General features: G+C 48.9%; 12 protein-coding genes. 8 read left to right on the plus strand and 4 right to left on the minus strand.

What is annotated here, in order from left to right:
• Nucleotides 1-58: 58 nt before the first annotated feature.
• On the minus strand, nucleotides 59-1,633 hold the full coding sequence (locus ACYVFD_RS12785) for a flavin monoamine oxidase family protein (RefSeq protein WP_461090484.1): 1,575 nt from the start codon (nucleotides 1,631-1,633) through the stop codon (nucleotides 59-61).
• A gap of 117 nt (nucleotides 1,634-1,750) precedes the next feature.
• Nucleotides 1,751-2,923 (minus strand): pyridoxal phosphate-dependent aminotransferase, encoded by a 1,173-nt coding sequence (locus ACYVFD_RS12790; protein WP_461090485.1) that lies wholly within the window; start codon nucleotides 2,921-2,923, stop codon nucleotides 1,751-1,753.
• Between the two features lie 440 nt (nucleotides 2,924-3,363).
• Here ACYVFD_RS12790 and ACYVFD_RS12795 point away from each other — a divergent pair, with 440 nt between their 5' ends.
• The 6 genes from ACYVFD_RS12795 to ACYVFD_RS12820 all read left to right on the plus strand — a co-directional run bounded on the left by ACYVFD_RS12795 (nucleotide 3,364) and on the right by ACYVFD_RS12820 (nucleotide 13,094).
• A complete protein-coding gene (locus ACYVFD_RS12795; protein WP_461090486.1) occupies nucleotides 3,364-4,296 on the plus strand; it encodes a metallophosphoesterase family protein in 933 nt (310 codons plus the stop codon).
• A 175-nt stretch (nucleotides 4,297-4,471) separates the two neighbouring features.
• Nucleotides 4,472-5,782, plus strand: coding sequence for an esterase-like activity of phytase family protein (locus ACYVFD_RS12800; RefSeq protein ID WP_461090487.1), 1,311 nt, complete (start codon nucleotides 4,472-4,474; stop codon nucleotides 5,780-5,782).
• A gap of 133 nt (nucleotides 5,783-5,915) precedes the next feature.
• A complete protein-coding gene (locus ACYVFD_RS12805) occupies nucleotides 5,916-7,553 on the plus strand; it encodes a tetratricopeptide repeat protein (RefSeq protein WP_461090488.1) in 1,638 nt (545 codons plus the stop codon).
• Nucleotides 7,554-7,830: 277 nt separating this feature from the next.
• The gene (locus ACYVFD_RS12810; RefSeq protein ID WP_461090489.1) at nucleotides 7,831-10,605 is read left to right on the plus strand and encodes a TonB-dependent receptor; all 2,775 of its coding nucleotides are present in this window, start codon (nucleotides 7,831-7,833) and stop codon (nucleotides 10,603-10,605) included.
• A gap of 64 nt (nucleotides 10,606-10,669) precedes the next feature.
• Nucleotides 10,670-11,935 (plus strand): right-handed parallel beta-helix repeat-containing protein, encoded by a 1,266-nt coding sequence (locus ACYVFD_RS12815; protein ID WP_461090490.1) that lies wholly within the window; start codon nucleotides 10,670-10,672, stop codon nucleotides 11,933-11,935.
• 121 nt (nucleotides 11,936-12,056) lie between these two features.
• Entirely contained in the window at nucleotides 12,057-13,094 is a 1,038-nt protein-coding gene (locus ACYVFD_RS12820; protein WP_461090491.1) for a phytase, read from the plus strand.
• A gap of 90 nt (nucleotides 13,095-13,184) precedes the next feature.
• Here the strand turns inward: ACYVFD_RS12820 and ACYVFD_RS12825 are convergent, their stop codons facing one another.
• Both ACYVFD_RS12825 and ACYVFD_RS12830 read right to left on the minus strand, forming a co-directional pair.
• Entirely contained in the window at nucleotides 13,185-13,418 is a 234-nt protein-coding gene (locus ACYVFD_RS12825; RefSeq protein ID WP_461090492.1) for a hypothetical protein, read from the minus strand.
• Between the two features lie 163 nt (nucleotides 13,419-13,581).
• On the minus strand, nucleotides 13,582-14,766 hold the full coding sequence (locus ACYVFD_RS12830; RefSeq protein WP_461090493.1) for a glycoside hydrolase family 1 protein: 1,185 nt from the start codon (nucleotides 14,764-14,766) through the stop codon (nucleotides 13,582-13,584).
• A 275-nt stretch (nucleotides 14,767-15,041) separates the two neighbouring features.
• On the opposite strand from ACYVFD_RS12830, the gene ACYVFD_RS12835 reads away from it, so the two are divergent.
• Both ACYVFD_RS12835 and ACYVFD_RS12840 read left to right on the plus strand, forming a co-directional pair.
• Entirely contained in the window at nucleotides 15,042-16,238 is a 1,197-nt protein-coding gene (locus ACYVFD_RS12835; protein ID WP_461090494.1) for a glycosyltransferase family 1 protein, read from the plus strand.
• Between the two features lie 82 nt (nucleotides 16,239-16,320).
• Nucleotides 16,321-17,478 (plus strand): zinc-dependent alcohol dehydrogenase, encoded by a 1,158-nt coding sequence (locus tag ACYVFD_RS12840; RefSeq protein ID WP_461090495.1) that lies wholly within the window; start codon nucleotides 16,321-16,323, stop codon nucleotides 17,476-17,478.
• The last annotated feature ends 71 nt before the right edge of the window (nucleotides 17,479-17,549 follow it).

The raw sequence follows: 17,549 nt of genomic DNA on the forward strand, positions 1-17,549 counted from the left end.
CCAGACTTTTGTTTTAAGCTATTATTCACTGACCAGGCTCTTGCCTGGTCAAGGCAGATTACTTCTTTGTGTATTCGCCCACGCGAGCGTGGATAGATTCAACGACGCGACGGGCCGATGTAAATGCACCTGCCATCCAGGCCGTTAGGTACGTGGTGTGCTCACCCGCAAAGTAGATATTCCCATCAGGTTCGAGCAAAGCCGGGTAATATTTCTTCCGGGTCGTATCATCATAATTGGCCCAGCCGCCGTTGCTATACGGAATCCGATGCCAGGCCAGTGAGAACGAATTTTCGAACTCAGCCGAATACTGGGGGTGAATCCTCCCACCCTCTTCCAGTGCTAACTTCTCACGTCCAACTACGGGTAAAGCGCCTACAGCCTCCGCCCGGCTATAAAAGTTGTAATAGCCAATCAGCACTCCTTTCTTCTCCTGTAAGCCAAATGATGGGTACCAGATCTGATTGATGTCCATATTGGTTCGGGAAATGCCTCCGTAAATACCGTCATCTTCCTCCCAGAACCGGCGCTTGAATTGCAGGCCAATTTTGCCGGTTTTCATGTACGGAACAAAATCGGCTGCCCGTTGAACCGTAGCCGAAAGATCCGATTCCAGGTTTTTGAGCATCGGCAAGGGCAGCGTGCAAACACAAAATTCGCCGGTCAGCTCAACGGGTTTACCGTCTTTCTGATAAATTATCCGTACTCCATTTTCGGTTTTCCGAAGCTCTTTTACCGGCGCATTGAACAGAATCTTACCAGCCAGCTTCTTCTCAAAAGCTTTCGGGATCATGTCCATGCCGCCAACAGGTTGCAGCAACGTAGCCTGTTGCTCATAGGCATAATCGCCCACGTTGTAGAACACCGGCTGCATAAATCCAGACCGGAGCAAGTCGGTAAGACCATAGGGATCGGTTAATACACCCGGATTATGTCCAGCGCCTGGATGGCTTTTGTCTTTATACCCTCGGCGGTTTGTGCCTTTGTAGAGATGTGCCGTGTTCAGGTCGCCTTCGTTTTTCAGGAAGTCGATGAGCTTTTCAACGTCTTCCTTCGTCAACTGTTGATCCAGCGATGATTGGTCGAGGGCTTTAGCCAGCAATTCAGACGTATAGCCACGCATGTCATGGTGGTAATCGCTAATACGCATGCGACGATTGGCAAAATTGCCGGTCCCACCGTGATTATACAGGTAAGCCGATTCATTGGCCCCGTTGAAAATTTGTAATGGAACCCCTAACTCCCGGCAATAATGAAGGGTAATGTGGTGACGATGCGGAATACGGGCGGCTCCGCCATTGAAATACAATCCATCTTCGAACGAGCAGGTTTGCGGTGTCCCGCCACCCAGTTCGGTCTCTTTGGTACCACCCCGTATGGTCCATACCCGTCCACCTGAGCGAGATCGAGCTTCCAGTATGGTACAATCGTAACCAAGTTTACCAAGCTCATAAGCGGCTGTCAGGCCAGCCAGTCCTGCACCCAGAATTATTACTTTTCGCCCTTTACCATCCTGCTTCTGTCCATTGGCGGGTAAATCAAATGCCGACGCTGGAGCCGGATGAATCATTTCCCACGCCATCAAACTGGCATAACTGGCACTGGTAGCATTAATAAAATCGCGTCTTGTCATATTTTTTAGGAGTGAGGAGTTAGGAGCGAGGAGTGAGAAGGCTGACGCCTATTTTTTCTTGATGCGCCAGCCTTCTCACTCCTCGCTCCTAACTCCTCACTACTTTATCCAACTACTTTATCCAACCACTTTTTTAAACCCATCTATGAAAATGGCCATTTCGTCCATGGTGCCGACGCTGACCCGGCAATAGGGCTGTCCATTGAAGTCGCGGGTTTGGATACCGATGCCCTGGGCAAACATCTGATTGCTGAACGGACCGGTTTTCATGCGAATTGGGAATAGGATAAAGTTGGTCGACGAGGGAATAACTTCGTAACCCATGCCGGTCAGGGCTTTGGTTGTATAGGCCCGCGCTTTGGCGTTTTCGGCCCGGCAGTGGTTTTGCCAGTCTTTGTCCTGATAGCTGGCGATACCGGCCATCAGCGTAGTGATACTAACCGCAAAATCAGCGTTGGTATAATCGCGCAGGGTTCTGAGCATGGCGGGCTGCCCTATGGCATACCCCAGACGCAAGCCAGCAAATCCGTGAATTTTCGAGAACGTCCGGGCCAGAATTACGTTCAGCCCTTCCGACACCAGTTTACCCAGTTTCGGGCGGTCGGCAGGTTCGAAGAAATCAATATAAGCTTCGTCGATGAATACAGGAACTTTAGGCGCTACTTCGCGACAGAAGGCTTCCAGTTCAGCCGTTGGCACGATGGTACCCGTTGGATTGTTCGGATTGACGATGTAGACCATTTTCACATCGGGCGTAATAGCCGCCTTGATAGCAGGCAAGTCATACTTATAATCCTTCGTCATCGGAAGCGCCTTGATCTTTGCCCCAAACTTTTCGGCCCGTTGAAGCAGGTCATCGTAGGTCAACACGCTAGTCAGGATGGTACCGCCCCCTTTGGCAAAGTAATCGGCAGCCGCCATCAGCACATCCGACGATCCTGGCGACATCATGATGTGTTCGGGTTTTACGCCTTCGTCGGGTGCAATCAGTTTTTTCAATTGACCGAACTCTATAAAGGCATACCGATTCCCAATTTCGGCCGCTTTCACCAACGCTTGCTTCGCATTCGGTGATATACCCAGCGGATTTTCATTCGCCAGCAACCGGGCTCGTAGACTACCCATTTTTTCGAATGGGTCATCGGCAAATGCAAATTCATTTGTAAACCCCGACACCAGTGGAGCAGCAGGGTAAGCCGCTTCAACGGGAGCAAATTTACTTAAGCTTACGCTGGCAGTCAGAAGGCCACTGGCACGAAGCCAATCCCGGCGGGTTAGTTGTGATGACATGAGTTTTTGTATTTATCCCGGATAAAATTAGAGTAAAGTCAAATATAACTCCTTAGTAGATAGGGTGTTGTGAAAGTACGAATTAATACTCACAAAAAAAGTATCCTATAGACTAAAGTTCTTAGAAATAATTTTGTAGTGATAACAAACCACGAAATTATTATACAACAACTCGCAACTTATCAAAATAATTTTCTAGGATTTCATGAATTACTCATCATCAAGTGCTATTTAGGAAACGGCCATTTCGCTACTATTGAACCGGATCGCTATAGGCTGATTCGGTTCATTCTTCAACCAATCTTACTTCCTTCTTTTTAACAGGGCCAGAAATTATGAAATCGTTAGTCATCAGCCTATTACCTAATACAAGCGTAACCCTGATTTAATCAACAGTTCATAGTCAGGCACTTATTTTGCGTAAACCAATACATGCCTGCATGAATCGTCGTCAGCTTGTTAGACGAATGGGTATGGGCCTTGCGGCTCTTTCTGTAAATGAACTCGCTACCGCTCAGGTGGCTCCCCTCGCCAAACAACGGGTCTTACGCATCGCTCACGTCACCGACGTACATATGCAACCGCTCATCGGTGCCGCCAAGGGGTTTGAAAAGTGCCTGCATCATCTACAAAACCTCCCCGAAAAGCCTGATTTGTTGATCAACGGGGGCGATGCCATCATGGAAGCGCATGGCCGTAGCCAAGATAGTGTCCATCGGCAATGGAAACTTTATCAGGAGGTGATGACCGGGGAGAATGCACTACCCATCCTGAGTTGTGTTGGTAATCACGACATCTGGTGTAAGCAGGAAACACAAACCGCCTTCAACGACGGTAAAAAGTGGGCGATGGACGAATTGCAACTGGCGCGCCGTTATTACAGCCTGACCCGCAACGGCTGGCATATTGTTGTGCTGGATAGTGTACAACCCAAGGCAGACGGAAGCTGGTATACCGCCCATCTCGACGACGAACAATTCGACTGGCTGGAAGCAGACCTGAAAGCCACTCCAGCCAACATACCTGTTTTAATTGTCTCACATGTTCCTATTCTGGCAGCCTGTGTCTTTTTCGATGGGCCACGCTACGCCAACGAAAACTGGACTATACCCGCCCGCTGGATGCATAGCGATACCGTTCGCCTTACCGGCTTATTCAATCGTCACCCGAACGTAAAGGCAGCTCTGAGTGGCCATATTCATTTAGTGGACCGGGTCGATTATAATAATGTGAGCTACTTCTGTAACGGAGCCGTAAGCGGTGCCTGGTGGTTTGGCAACTATCATCATACGCCAGCCGGGTATGCACTAGTCGATTTATTTGACGATGGCTCAGTCGTTAATACGTATATGCCCTACACCGACCAGATCTAACCTATCCCAATACTTCTTCGCCACTAATTGAACCGCTTTCCATCAAAACATAAACTACTATTAATCAATTAGTTAAAATTTAATTTTCCGTTAACAGTAAACGCTATTTTATCATATTCAGGTAATGTAGCACGCTATAGCTTTGTGCATTTTCCAATCGCTAGTTTTCTCCTTTATGAAACCACTTTCTATAGCCTCTTTCGTAACTACTACTGTTGTCGCCAGCTTATTAGTGGCAGGCTGCGATGATCACCGCATCCCTTCGCTGACCAGCTACCCAACATTCTCCGAAGCCTCTAATCCTAAAACCCTGGCTATTTCACCCAATGGGACCACTATTTACAACGGCGGCTTTGGATCGGCCCTCGCCCCTGACCCGAACGATCCGTATGCATTTTACCTCATGACCGACCGGGGCCCTAACGCTGCCGGAGCTGCCGCCAACTCGATCATTTTCGGAAAAGCTGATTTCACTCCACAAATTGGCCGGTTCCGTGTCGTTGGTAACCAACTGGTTTTGGAGAAAACGATCCTGATGAAAAACGCGGCTGGTCAGTTACTGACTGGGCTACCTAACCCGTCGGGTCAGGGCAGCACTGGCGAAACAGCACTTGACCTCAACGGCCAACCTATTGCCCCGAATGCTGACGGTATTGACTCTGAAGGTCTGGTACTGGCTTCTGACGGTACGTTTTGGGTGAGTGACGAGTATGGCCCCCACATTGTTCACTTCGATGCCACTGGCAAAACCATTGAACGGATCAATCCATTTGGTACCGGTACGGGCGGCCGTACATTACCCAAAGTACTGGCTACGCGTCGGCCCAACCGGGGTATGGAAGGACTGACCATTACACCCGATGGCAAAACGCTGGTCGGTTTGATGCAATCACCTTTGTATAATCCCAACTCGGGCGCGGTAACGGGTTCAGTAGTACTGCGTGTGGTAACGTTCGACATTGCTACCGGCGCTACCAAACAATATGTGTATCTGATGGAAAATGCCAGCCTGACAGGTTGCAGCGAAATTGCCGCCATTACCAATACAACCTTCCTGGCTCTCGAACGCGATGGCGACTACGGCGGCAACCCAACCAAACCAGCTACCTTCAAGCGAGTCTTTAAATTTGACCTGGCGGGGGCAACCGATATTTCGGACCCAACCAATGGAACCAACGGCAAGCTATTTAGCGGGCTGACGGTGGAACAGTTAAAAGACAAAACTGGATTGCAAAACGCGGGTATTACGCCAGTCGCCAAGACGCTGGTCTTTGACATTCTGACCGGTTTCAACCCTGTCTACCCCCACGACAAAGCGGAAGGTATTGCCCTGATTGGTACTAACATTCTGGCGATTTCGAATGACGACGACTTTGGTGTCGTTGATAACGGACAGAACGGATTCACCACTAAAACTTTACCAGCTACGGGTAAAGTCGATGTCAATCGAATCTATTTTGTGACGTTACCTACGCCACTCCGATAATGACTTCTGTTCATATAGTAAAAGCCACTTCTGATAGGAGTGGCTTTTTTGGCTCTGATCGGTTCCTGACAAAAAATAATACTATCTGGCCAGGGAGTGCCTATTTTTTATGTATCCATTGAACACATACAGCATGTGTCTACGTATATTTTTTTTATTACTCTGCGCAGTCACGAGCAGTTTTGCGCAGAGCCTCAGCACCGCCGAACAGTTATCTCGACAATATCCGGATTCGGCTTATCGCCTTAGCAAAGCTAAGCTTGACCAGGCCATCCTGCAACATAACAAACTATCCGAAGGCGATTATCTCCAGCATATTGGATTACTATTTTACCATCAGAGTAGTTATGTGCAGGCAATCGATTTTCTGTTGCAGGCACAAAAAATCTTTATCGCCGAGAAGGATGCCAACCGGCTGGCTCGTAACCAGAATGAACTCGGTACGGTTTATTATTACAATGAACAGGTTGATCAGGCGTTGGTTCAGTTTAACGAAGCCCTGGCTTTCTACCAACAGCAACGTAACCGGGGTGGCCTGGCCCAGACCTATGCTAATATTGGGCATATCTACGAAAAACGTCAGTCGCCTAATCTGGCTTACCAATACCAGAAATTAGCCCTGGCCAACAGCCTGGCAGCTCGGGACACCAATAGTCTTGCCAAAATTTACGAGAACCTGGGCAGTATTTTTGAAGATGAGGCCCGGTACGATTCGGCTCATTATTATTACCAAAACGCATTAACGCTCGCCCAACAAACGCACGATGAAATTGGGCAACTGGAAATTCTCAACAATCTGGGTGATGTTTTCCGGAAGACTGGCAACTATCAGCAAGGGTTAGCCTACTCCCGAAAGGCGCTTCGGATGTCGCGGGAAAAACGAGAGTTGTATCAGGTAAGTGCAGCCCTCAGAGACATCGCCAAAACCTATCGGCTAATGAACCAGCCCGACAGTGCTTACGCATACATTGAGCGGAGCCGGGATTTGACCGATGAAATCTATGGTATTGAAAACAACCGACAGATTACCTTACTCCAGACGCTGTACGAAGTTGAACGGAAAGATAGCGAGATAGACCAGCTCAATGCCCAGAAACGAACCGACCTTATCATCATCATTGCCACCGTTGTTGTCTTATTGCTCATTGGTGTTTTAGGGGTTGTTATCATTAGTCGGCAGCGGCTGAAGCTCCGAAACCAGCAGGCGCTCCATCAGCAAAATCAGGCGATATTCCGAACCCAGCATGAACTCATCCAAGCCGAACTAAAGAACAAGCAACTGGAAGAAGAAAACCTAAAAAGTCAACTAGAGCTGAAAAGCAAAGAGTTAACAGCCCATACACTACAGATCATTCAGAAAAATCAGGTGCTGGAAGAATTGAAAAACGACCTGACGGCTATCCTGAAAGATGATAAGCGGGATCAGAAAAAACTCCTCCGCCAACTCGCCCAGAAAATCGATCTGAGTTTCAATCAGGATAAATACTGGGATGATTTTCGAAACATTTTCGATCAGGTACATCCCAACTTCTTCCATACACTGACGCAGCAATTCCCGGAATTAACAGCAACCGATCTACGGCTTATTGCCCTGCTCAAGATGAATATCAACTCAACGGATGTGGCTACCTTGCTGGGAATTTCGCCCGATAGTTTACGCGTTGCCCGCTACCGATTGCGCAAAAAAATTGGTCTCGCCGAAGGCGAATCACTGTCTGCCTTCATCCAACGGTTCTCATCGCCCATACAATCTTCTCCCGAAAAAATATAACATTCCATAGGCTCTATTGCGGCTTCACAATTAGGAAACACATTGTTAACAATAAGATAATGGCGTTTCCCCAACATAACAATGCACTGAAAATCAACAATATAATTCCTCGCCATTCATAATGTTGCCTGGTTGTTCACGGCCCGAAAGAGGCTGTTGCCTTTTTGTTCACGGGTATAATTTGTCTGGTTCTCTTTCCTGATTCCACCTTTGCGGCATCAATCACCAACGCAATCGAGTGATCGCAACGCAGGGAATATTTTTTTCAGGAAACCGAATGAATCGACTTGTACTTATTACTGGTTTTTATCTGCTGATAGTGCTGCACGCATGGGCTGGCAATATCCGGGGTAGGGCAATCGACGCAGCTACTGGCCAGCCGGTCATTGGCGCTACGTTAATCATAGAAAACACGAAGCTCTATAACGTTTCGGGACTGGACGGGTCTTACCTCATAAAGAATGTACCGACGGGCACGCATACAATCCGAATCAGCTACGTATCGTACCGGACGATGAGCCGCGACGTAATTATCCAATCTGATGATCAAACCGTTACACTCGACTTGCCCCTCGAAACGGATACCGATCGCCAACTAACTGAAGTAACCGTAACCGCCAAGCGGGATGGTTCCAGCGATCGCACGGCCCGCGATCTGGAACGGAATGCGTTGCAGGTCACCAACATCGTGTCGGGCCGTACCATCGAACTCTCACCCGACCTTACGGTTGCGAATGTTATCCAGCGGGTTTCTGGTATTTCGATTGAGCGCAACAGTAACGGCGATGGCCAATACGCCATTCTGCGGGGCATGGACAAACGCTACAACTACACCCTCGTCAATGGCGTCAAAATTCCCAGTCCTGATAACCGCTACCGTTACGTTCCGCTCGACATTTTCCCCGCCGAACTCCTTGATCGACTGGAAGTTTACAAAGCCCTGACACCCAGTATGGAAGGCGATGCAGTTGGCGGAGCCATTAATATGGTGATGAAAGATGCGCCTAACCATCTGACCATTCTGGCGAACGTATCAACCGGTTACAGTGAACTGTTTTTCAACCGTCCGTTTGTCAGCTTCGATACAAAGCATATCAACGCTCAATCGCCATATGAGCAGTTTGGGAGCCAGTACAGCGCTAAATTCACCGATTTCAATAAAGCCTCGGCAAGCTATACCCGACAAGCACCACCACCGAATTTGCTTGGTAGTTTCGCCATTGGCAATCGGTTCTTCAACCAACGCTTTGGGGTAATCCTGGCGGGTAGTCTTCAGAATACGTATCGCGGTAATAACAGCTTGTTCTTCAACGGCGATGTGGTGGATACCCTTCGGGGTGTTACGCTCACGAAGCAAAGTGAACGCCAATACTCCGAACGGCAAACCCGCTATGGGGTGCATGCCAAGATGGATTTTCGGGTGAATGAATCAAACAAAATCCAGTGGTTCAACGCACTCATCAGCCTGACAAACGAGCAAATCCGCGAAACCAAATCAACCGAACTCGGCATTGGCGGCTTCGATCCTGTACTGGGAAACGCAACCCTCGGTTACGAAACCCGATCGCGACTGACGAAGCAGAAAATCTACAACAGCACACTTCAGGGCACACACCAGCTAAACTCCAAGCTGGGGCTTAACTGGTCGGCTGTTTATTCGACAGCCACCAACGAAGTACCCGACCAAACCTACGTGCCGTTGTTGGGCATTCGGCAGAATTTTGTTGAAAAACGCACAACGGTTCAGGATGGACAGCGTCGATGGGAGCATAATTCAGATACCGATCTGGCTGGTTACCTCAACCTAACCCTGAAAACAAACCTAATCGGTGTAGCCGTCGAATGGATGGCAGGCGGACTGTACCGGGACAAACAGCGCACCAATTTTTACAACAATTACACCCTTCGCCCGAGCAATCCGTTTGCGCAGTACGGCGTCGATTTTACGGACTATACGCAAATCGTCTGGACCATTCAGAACCCGCTTGGTTCCGTAGCTTCGGCCCTGAATTATGATGCCAGCGAGAAAACGGCAGCGGGCTATCTCCAATTCCGCACGACCGACCAACCGCTCGAAATCACGGGTGGTGTACGGGTTGAACATACGGATCAGGGCTACGCCATGAAATTCCCGATTGGTGAAGACAATCCAACCGGCAGCCAGATTTACACCGATATTTTACCTAGCCTGCACTTCCGGTATCGCCCTACCGAGCAGACCAACTGGCGGCTATCATACTTCCGGTCGCTGAACCGACCCGGTTTTTTCGAAATTGTCCCCTATCGGATTGTCAACGAAGAATACCAGGAACGGGGTAACCCGAACCTGAAGCGGGCTGTTGCCGACAATGTAGATCTTCGCTATGAGTTTTTCCCGCGCCCGCTGGAGCAGTTTATGGTCGGTCTGTTCTATAAGCACATTCAGGACCCAATCGAATACACGCTGAAAAAAGATGCCATTCGGGGTCAGGATTTGTACTATGGTCCTGGCAACTTCGGCAACGCCACCAACTTTGGTCTTGAACTGGACGCTATCAAATATTTCCGCCAGTGGGGCCTTAAAGCCAATTATACCTATACCAACTCCAGCATTACTACGCCCAAATCGAAGCGAATTCGCAATACCCAGGGCGATCTGGAAACCATTACGGTCAACCAAACACGAGCGCTGTATGGGCAGTCGGCACACGTAGCCAATTTATCACTGCTCTACAAAGACACCGAACATGGCTTCGATGGCCAGCTTGCCGCCAGCTATACGGGGAGCCGCATCAATACCGTATCGCAGTTTGTCGATAACGACTTGTACCAGCGGGGCTTTGTTCAGATGGATGCCTCGATCGAAAAGCGGCTCAGCCGGGCCAGTTCAGGCCGGGGATTCCTCCTTTTTGCCAAAGCGAATAACCTACTGAATACACCCACGGAGATTTTCATCAAGAACGTCAACAGCAAAAATTCAGACGTACCGAATCAGGATATATCGGGCAAAACGCTCATCCGTCGTGACTTCTATCAACGCTCTTATGTGCTAGGGATTCGCTACAAACTATAACCCTACTCGCAGACTCTACTGCGCTCAACCAAAGAGAGAAAACAGATTCATAACCAAAATAACTATGAAACAAGTATTCATCCTGGCCGCGCTATCAGCGGCTGTATTGATCGGCTGTTCGAAGAGCGACGATACAACGACAACGGTAACCCCAACGCCGGTAGTGAAAGATGCCGTTTCGGGCGATGTATCGGGTACCTGGACCAAAGGAAGTACCTACAAAATCACCGGCCATTTGCAGGTTCCGGCCAGCCAGTCGCTGGTCATTGAAGAAGGGGTTAGTGTTATCTTCAGCGATTCAACCGTAAAGCCTGAGTTTATTATCAAAGGGAATCTGTACGTGATGGGTACGTCGGCCAACCCGGTCAAGTTTACCGTGCCCGATGCCTGGAAAACGACGGCCAATCAGTGGGGTAGCCTGTGGGGTGGACTTATTGCAGCGCCTACCTGTGCTGAACTGCTGCTCGATAACGCCATCCTTGAATACGGTGGAGCCGTAACAACCGAAAGTTCGCCTTCGGTGAAAGCTGGCTTGTATAAGGCCGCTGCCGGTAACCACGTTCCGGCCATCAACTACTCTAATGTAAACGGTAAGCTGGTCATCGTCAATAGCCGTTTGAACAACCAGAACGAAGATGGTTTTTACATTGAAGGTGGTAAAGTGATCATTGCCAACAACAAGATTTACACGCAGGGCGTATCAGGTGGCGATGCCATCAATATCAAGTCGGGTGTTCAGGCCGATGTAGCGTTTAACCTGGTTTACAGTCCAAACACCAACGCGCTCAAGCTCTCCAACACGGGCGACCGCACTCCACAGACTTATGTCATTGCGTATAACAACACGATTGTGAATGCGGGCTGGCGTCGTCCGACTATCAAAGGGGGCTCCATTTGGGTAGAAGTAGGCGTTCGGGCTGAACTCTACAATAACCTGCTGGCCAATGACCGGTTTGGGGTAAAACGTGACCCGAAAAACCCCGAAGACAGCCGAACCAAAGTAAGCAACAACCTGTACTATGGCTATACGCAGGATGGCGTAACGGGTTTCCAGCCGACCACCGAAATTCTGACTGGTACCAGCGACATCATCAGTAAAACCGTTGGCGACAATGATCCGAAATTTGTAAGTTATCCGCTCAATACGGCTTCTTCGAATGCGATCTACAATACAGCCTGGGATTTCCGTCTGCAAAGTGGTTCACCGGCCATTGGTAAAGGCACCACGAGCTTCACCCGGCTGTATGCCGATGGCATCTCGTTTGCCAACGGTACGCTCTATAAATCACCGGCTCCATCAACAACGATCGGCGCTTTCGGAACGAACTAGGCTTTTACCATTGTGACACAGAGATGCACAAAGAATAGGGAGATACACAGAGTAGCTTTTTACGTTCTCCGTGAATCTCTTTTTTCTCTGTGCATCTCTGTGTTATAACTTTTGCATATCCATGAAGTATTATTTAATCATAAGTCTGTCCCTGATAGCCTGCCAGCCAACGCAATCAACGGCGCAGCAGGTCGTGCAGCCGGTCGTAATTACCGATACCGTCCGTCACGATACCGACGATCCGGCCATTTGGATTAACCCTGCTGATCCGGCAAAAAGTCTGGTGATCGGTACCGATAAAGATCAGGATGGTGGTTTGTATGTATTCGACCTCAACGGAAAAATCGTACAGGAAGTCCATAACCTGAAGCGCCCTAATAATGTCGATATTGCCTACGGTCTGAAATTAGCCAGTAAGCCTACCGACATTGCTGTAACCACCGAACGGTTTACGCATAAGCTTCGCGTTTTTTCCCTGCCCTATATGCAACCCGTCGACAACGGCGGACTTGATATGTTTGTGGGCGATACAGCCGAAGGCTTCCGCGATTTGATGGGCATTGCCCTTTACAAATCACCGTCTGGCGTTTTGTACGCGATGGTTGGCCGCAAAACAGGGCCGACTCAGGGCGGGTACATTGGCCAGTACAAACTGGAGGACGATGGCTCGGGTCATGTAAAAGCCACGCTGGTGCGCAAATTCGGCAATTACAGTGGCAAAAAGGAAATAGAATCCATTGCCGTCGATAACGAATTAGGCTACGTCTATTACTCTGATGAAGGTGTTGGCGTCCGTAAATATTATGCTGACCCCGAGCGGGGCAATGCGGAATTAGCCCTGTTTGCTAAAACCGGCTTTGCTGAAGACCATGAAGGAATTTCGATCTACAAAACAGGCCCAAAAACGGGTTACCTGCTGGTATCGGACCAGGGTGCTAATCAATTTCACATTTTCCGACGCGAAGGCGAATCAGGCCACCCGAACGAACATAATCTTCTGAAGATCGTAAAAGTAGCTGCGCAGGTCAGCGATGGATCTGATGTCACGAATGTGTCGCTGGGCAAACAGTTTCCACATGGGTTGTTTGTCGCCATGTCGGAAGGGAAAACCTTTCACTATTACCGCTGGGAAGATATTGCCGGCAAAGACCTGAAATAGGGTAAATTGTCGATTACGGAAGTTTTTGTCATTCCGACCGGGACGCGTAGTCGAAGGCGGAATGACAAAAATCAACTTCCATAAATCATATTACGCTGTTGTCGCAGGAGCAGGTTTGGCTTTCTTTACTTTGGGTGTAGCCTTCGCTTTGGGTTTCGTTTTCTTTTCCGCTTTTTTGTACAGCTTCACCAACTTTTTCGCCAGTTTATCGGCCGATTTCTCAATGGCTTTTTTAAATTTCTTCGATGAAGCAGCAGATTCACTTAATTTTGCTTCGATAGACGTAGCAATCGAGTCGGCAAGGTCCTTTGTTTTAGCTTTCATTCCTTTGTTTTTGTAGTGCCAGAAGGTAATAAAAAAATCTACAAATAAATACGAAAAAAATAGCGTAAACAAAAGGCCAATATTAAGTTTTTGTTATCCTTCTGAGGTTTTTAAGCAAGCTGCACTCACCTGACTGCGGTCGAAAACGCACAAAAAAGATCGATCAAATTGAAACTCTGTCTGTCGGAATAAGTGGCGATCTGACAAGTTGCTGCGCCTTTACGAGTGCATCAGCATAGGGTTGATGAAGAACCCGGCCAGGAGGCTCCGTTGACAAATCAGCATCCCACAAACCCGACTGATGCCAGCGGTCGGGATAATCCCAATCGGGTCGGTCGATAATCGGATACAGACATACACCCCACAGCGGTACGCCGGTATTAAGAACGGCCGCGCATTCCTCACTAATCATCTGGATCCATTGTGACCGATGCTCACCCGCATGGCTTGTTTCGGCCATAACGATCGGCTTATGATACCGTCGGTAGGCTTTTATCAGCAATTGCCGAAGGGGTACCCAGCGCGGATCAGGTATAGCGTCGCCCCAGGGCAAAAAATCAGTAAAGCCCAGAACCCACTGATTATTATAATAGTAATTGAAGCCCAGTATATCCAGGTAATCGGGCGAACCGCCTAATTCGGGCATTACATAACCAGCCAGCATATCGACCGCCTGAAACTGGTTTTCATCGGCAATGGCAGCCTCGATAAGTTGCTCGGTACTGGCGTCGAAAGGTGGAACTATATGAACGAGTGGTTCAGTGGTCAGAATACGAACCGATGGGTCGAACTCACGCATAGCCGCAACGCCTTCGATATACGCCCGCATAAGTCCCTGCTTAACCTCCCAGCCATGATTCACACAATAAGGCGATGTCCCTCTGACATCGCCACCCAGCCAGGAGATAAAGTTAACCTCATTGATGGGTGTTACAATCAACTCATCGTCGGGATAGCGGTCGCGGTAGAATTGGACAAAAGCGCGGCATAAACCGGCAAACCGTCGGGCAAACATAGGATGCAGGGGTGTCAGATCGTCGGGATAGCCAAAATGGCAAAGATCCCAGATCTGCTGAATACCCAGCGTATGTCCTACATGCAGCATATGCTCCACAACGCGCCAGTCGTATTGGAAAGCCCTTTTCTCAACATAACTCCACCGAATTCCCTCCCGAACGGTTCGAATTCCAAATGGAGCCAGCCGGTTATAATCGGCGGCTAGTTCCTGTATATGACCAGTTGTGGTTACTAAATCGACCCGGTTTCCGAAGCAGTTGAGCTGGTCTGTACACTCGAATCCAGCCCACCAAAACGACTGAAACGGATTGGCAGATAGCACATTTTCCATAGGCAAAAATCAGGAAGAGAATAAACCCTTACTCTATAAGTCAACTGTGTACCCGATTGTTTATACGTCATCGAAAATCAATCGTTTTATCCTTCTTTTCTGACATATGAAGCTGCCGGAGGACCATGTGATAACTATTTACTAATAGCGCTTGTACGCCAACAGTTTTGTGCAACACCAGAATAACAAACGTACTGCCAACAAGTTGATACAGCTATAGATCGGTATGTCTTTGCCTACTATTTTTTTAGTTACTACCCTATTTAACTCAACGTATGCTTCAACATCACTCGACCCCTGCATCCGCTTTCATTACCAAGGAGTCAATCAACACCCCGGCAGGTGTTCATACCTCTGTAGGCCTATCGACCGACCGTGTAACAGATTTGATTTGTTTCTCCCATCTACGCTGGAATTTCGTTTATCAACGCCCGCAACACTTACTTAATCGGGCGAGTCGGCAATGGCGAGTCTGGTTTATCGAAGAACCTATTTATAGTGACAAACCCGGTCTGGAAATTCGACCGATCAATGATCGGCTGATGGTAGTCGTCCCCCATTTTCAACACGGAACCAGTCACAACGAGGCCATTGAAGGTCAACGAGAGTGCATTAATCAGCTTCTGGCGCAAAATGGCATCCGTGATTTTATCGCCTGGTACTACACGCCCATGGCCCTATCGTTTAGTCAACACCTTGCTCCCCGGCTGACCATCTATGATTGTATGGACGAGCTATCGGCATTTCTGGGAGCGCCAGCCAACTTACTGGAGCAGGAAAAAACGTTGCTGAAACGAGCTGATTTAGTTTTTACTGGAGGGTTAAGTTTATTTGAGGCCAAGCAGGCACGGCATCCCAATGTATTTGCCTTTCCGAGCAGCATCGAATATACACATTTCAAACCCGCTCGGTATGGACTACCGGAGCCAGCCGATCAGAAAGACATTCCATCGCCCCGCATTGGTTTCTGTGGTGTCATCGACGAGCGCATGAATCGGGATTTGCTTCGGGAGCTGGCAACACGTCGGCCTGACTGGCAATTCGTTCTGCTGGGCCCAATCGTGAAGATTGATCCCGCTACGCTCCCAAAAGGCCCCAATATCCATTATCTGGGAATGAAACAATACCATGAGCTACCCGCCTATTTTAGCCATTGGGATGCAGCGATTATGCCGTTTGCCATCAATGAAGCGACTCGATACATAAGTCCGACAAAAACACCTGAGTACCTGGCTGCTGGCTTACCGGTTGTATCGACACCTATTCATGACGTGGTCAGTACGTATGGTGGATGGGCGCCCGTGCAGATTGCGGAATGCGCCGAATCGTTTGACCAGGCAATTAGTAATGCTCTTGCCAGCAAGGGTGACTGGAACGCTATCGACAACTACCTGACAAGCCATTCGTGGGATACTACCTGGGACGATATGAACCGGCTTATCCAGGCGCAGTTGACGCTGGTGTTTGAGTAAGTTTCGGCCGTACTGACGTACCAACTTGCTGCAAATCTGACCGACTGTTTACCAACGTTTTCTTTTCACTCGTACAAACTACATGAGAGCAGCCGTATTCCACAAAATTGGCGACATCCGGGTTGAAAACACCGCCGATCCACGCATTGAAGATTCCCGCGACGCCCTGATTCGCGTAACGTCTACAGCCATCTGTGGCTCCGACCTACACATTTACGACGGATTTATTCCCCAACTCGAAAATGAAGTGATTGGCCATGAGTTTATGGGCATCGTCGAAGATGTTGGCGCGGGCGTAACGAACCTGAAAAAAGGCGATCGCGTTGTCGTTCCGTTTACGATTGCCTGTGGTCATTGCTTTTTCTGCCAGCACAATCTGCAAATGCAGTGCGAAAACTCAAATCATAAACACTATGGTCCCGATGGTGGGCTGCTCAGTGAAAAAGGGGGTGGGTTGTTTGGCTATACAGATCTGTACGGCGGCTACAATGGCGGGCAGGCAGAATATGTCCGCGTACCATATGCCGATTATGGATTGCGGCAGGTGCCGGAATCCCTGAAGGACGAGCAGGTGCTGTTTCTGACCGATATTTTCCCAACGGGCTGGAGCGCCATCGAATGGGGCGAACTGAAAGGGGGCGAAACAGTAGCTATTTTTGGGTCGGGTCCGGTGGGGCTCATGGCGCAAAAATCGGCATGGATACAGGGTGCAGGTCGGGTTATTGCCATTGATCCCCTCAACTACCGACTGGATCGAGCTCGTCGGGTCAACAAAGTCGAAACCTTAAATCCAGACGATGTTGATGTAGTGGAAGCCATCCGGTCGATGACCGAAGGTCGGGGAGCCGATGTGTGTGTCGATGCCGTAGGGATGGAAGCCAATCGCTCCCTACTCGAAAAAGCCAAAGCCGTTATCAATCTGGAAAAAGGAACCACCAAAGTATTGGAACTCTGCTTTCGGGCCGTCCGTCGTGGGGGGATTGTTTCGGTGGTTGGCGTCTATGGCAGTCCATCCGACAACTTCCCCATTGGCCGCGTATTCGACAAAGGCATCACCATCAAAACCGGGCAGTCGTTCGTCCATAAAAACATGGATCACCTATTGGATCTGGTCGTGCAGGGCAAGGTCGTACTGGAAGATATTATCTCGCATATTCTGCCTCTCTCCGAAGCGTCACGGGCGTATGAACTCTTCAAAAATAAAGAGGACGACTGCACTAAAGTCGTCCTAAAACCCTGACTACAAGTAATGGATAATGTAAAATGGATAATGAATAATGAGTGGACAAACCATTATTCATTATCCATTTT

This window comes from Spirosoma gilvum (assembly GCF_054776815.1).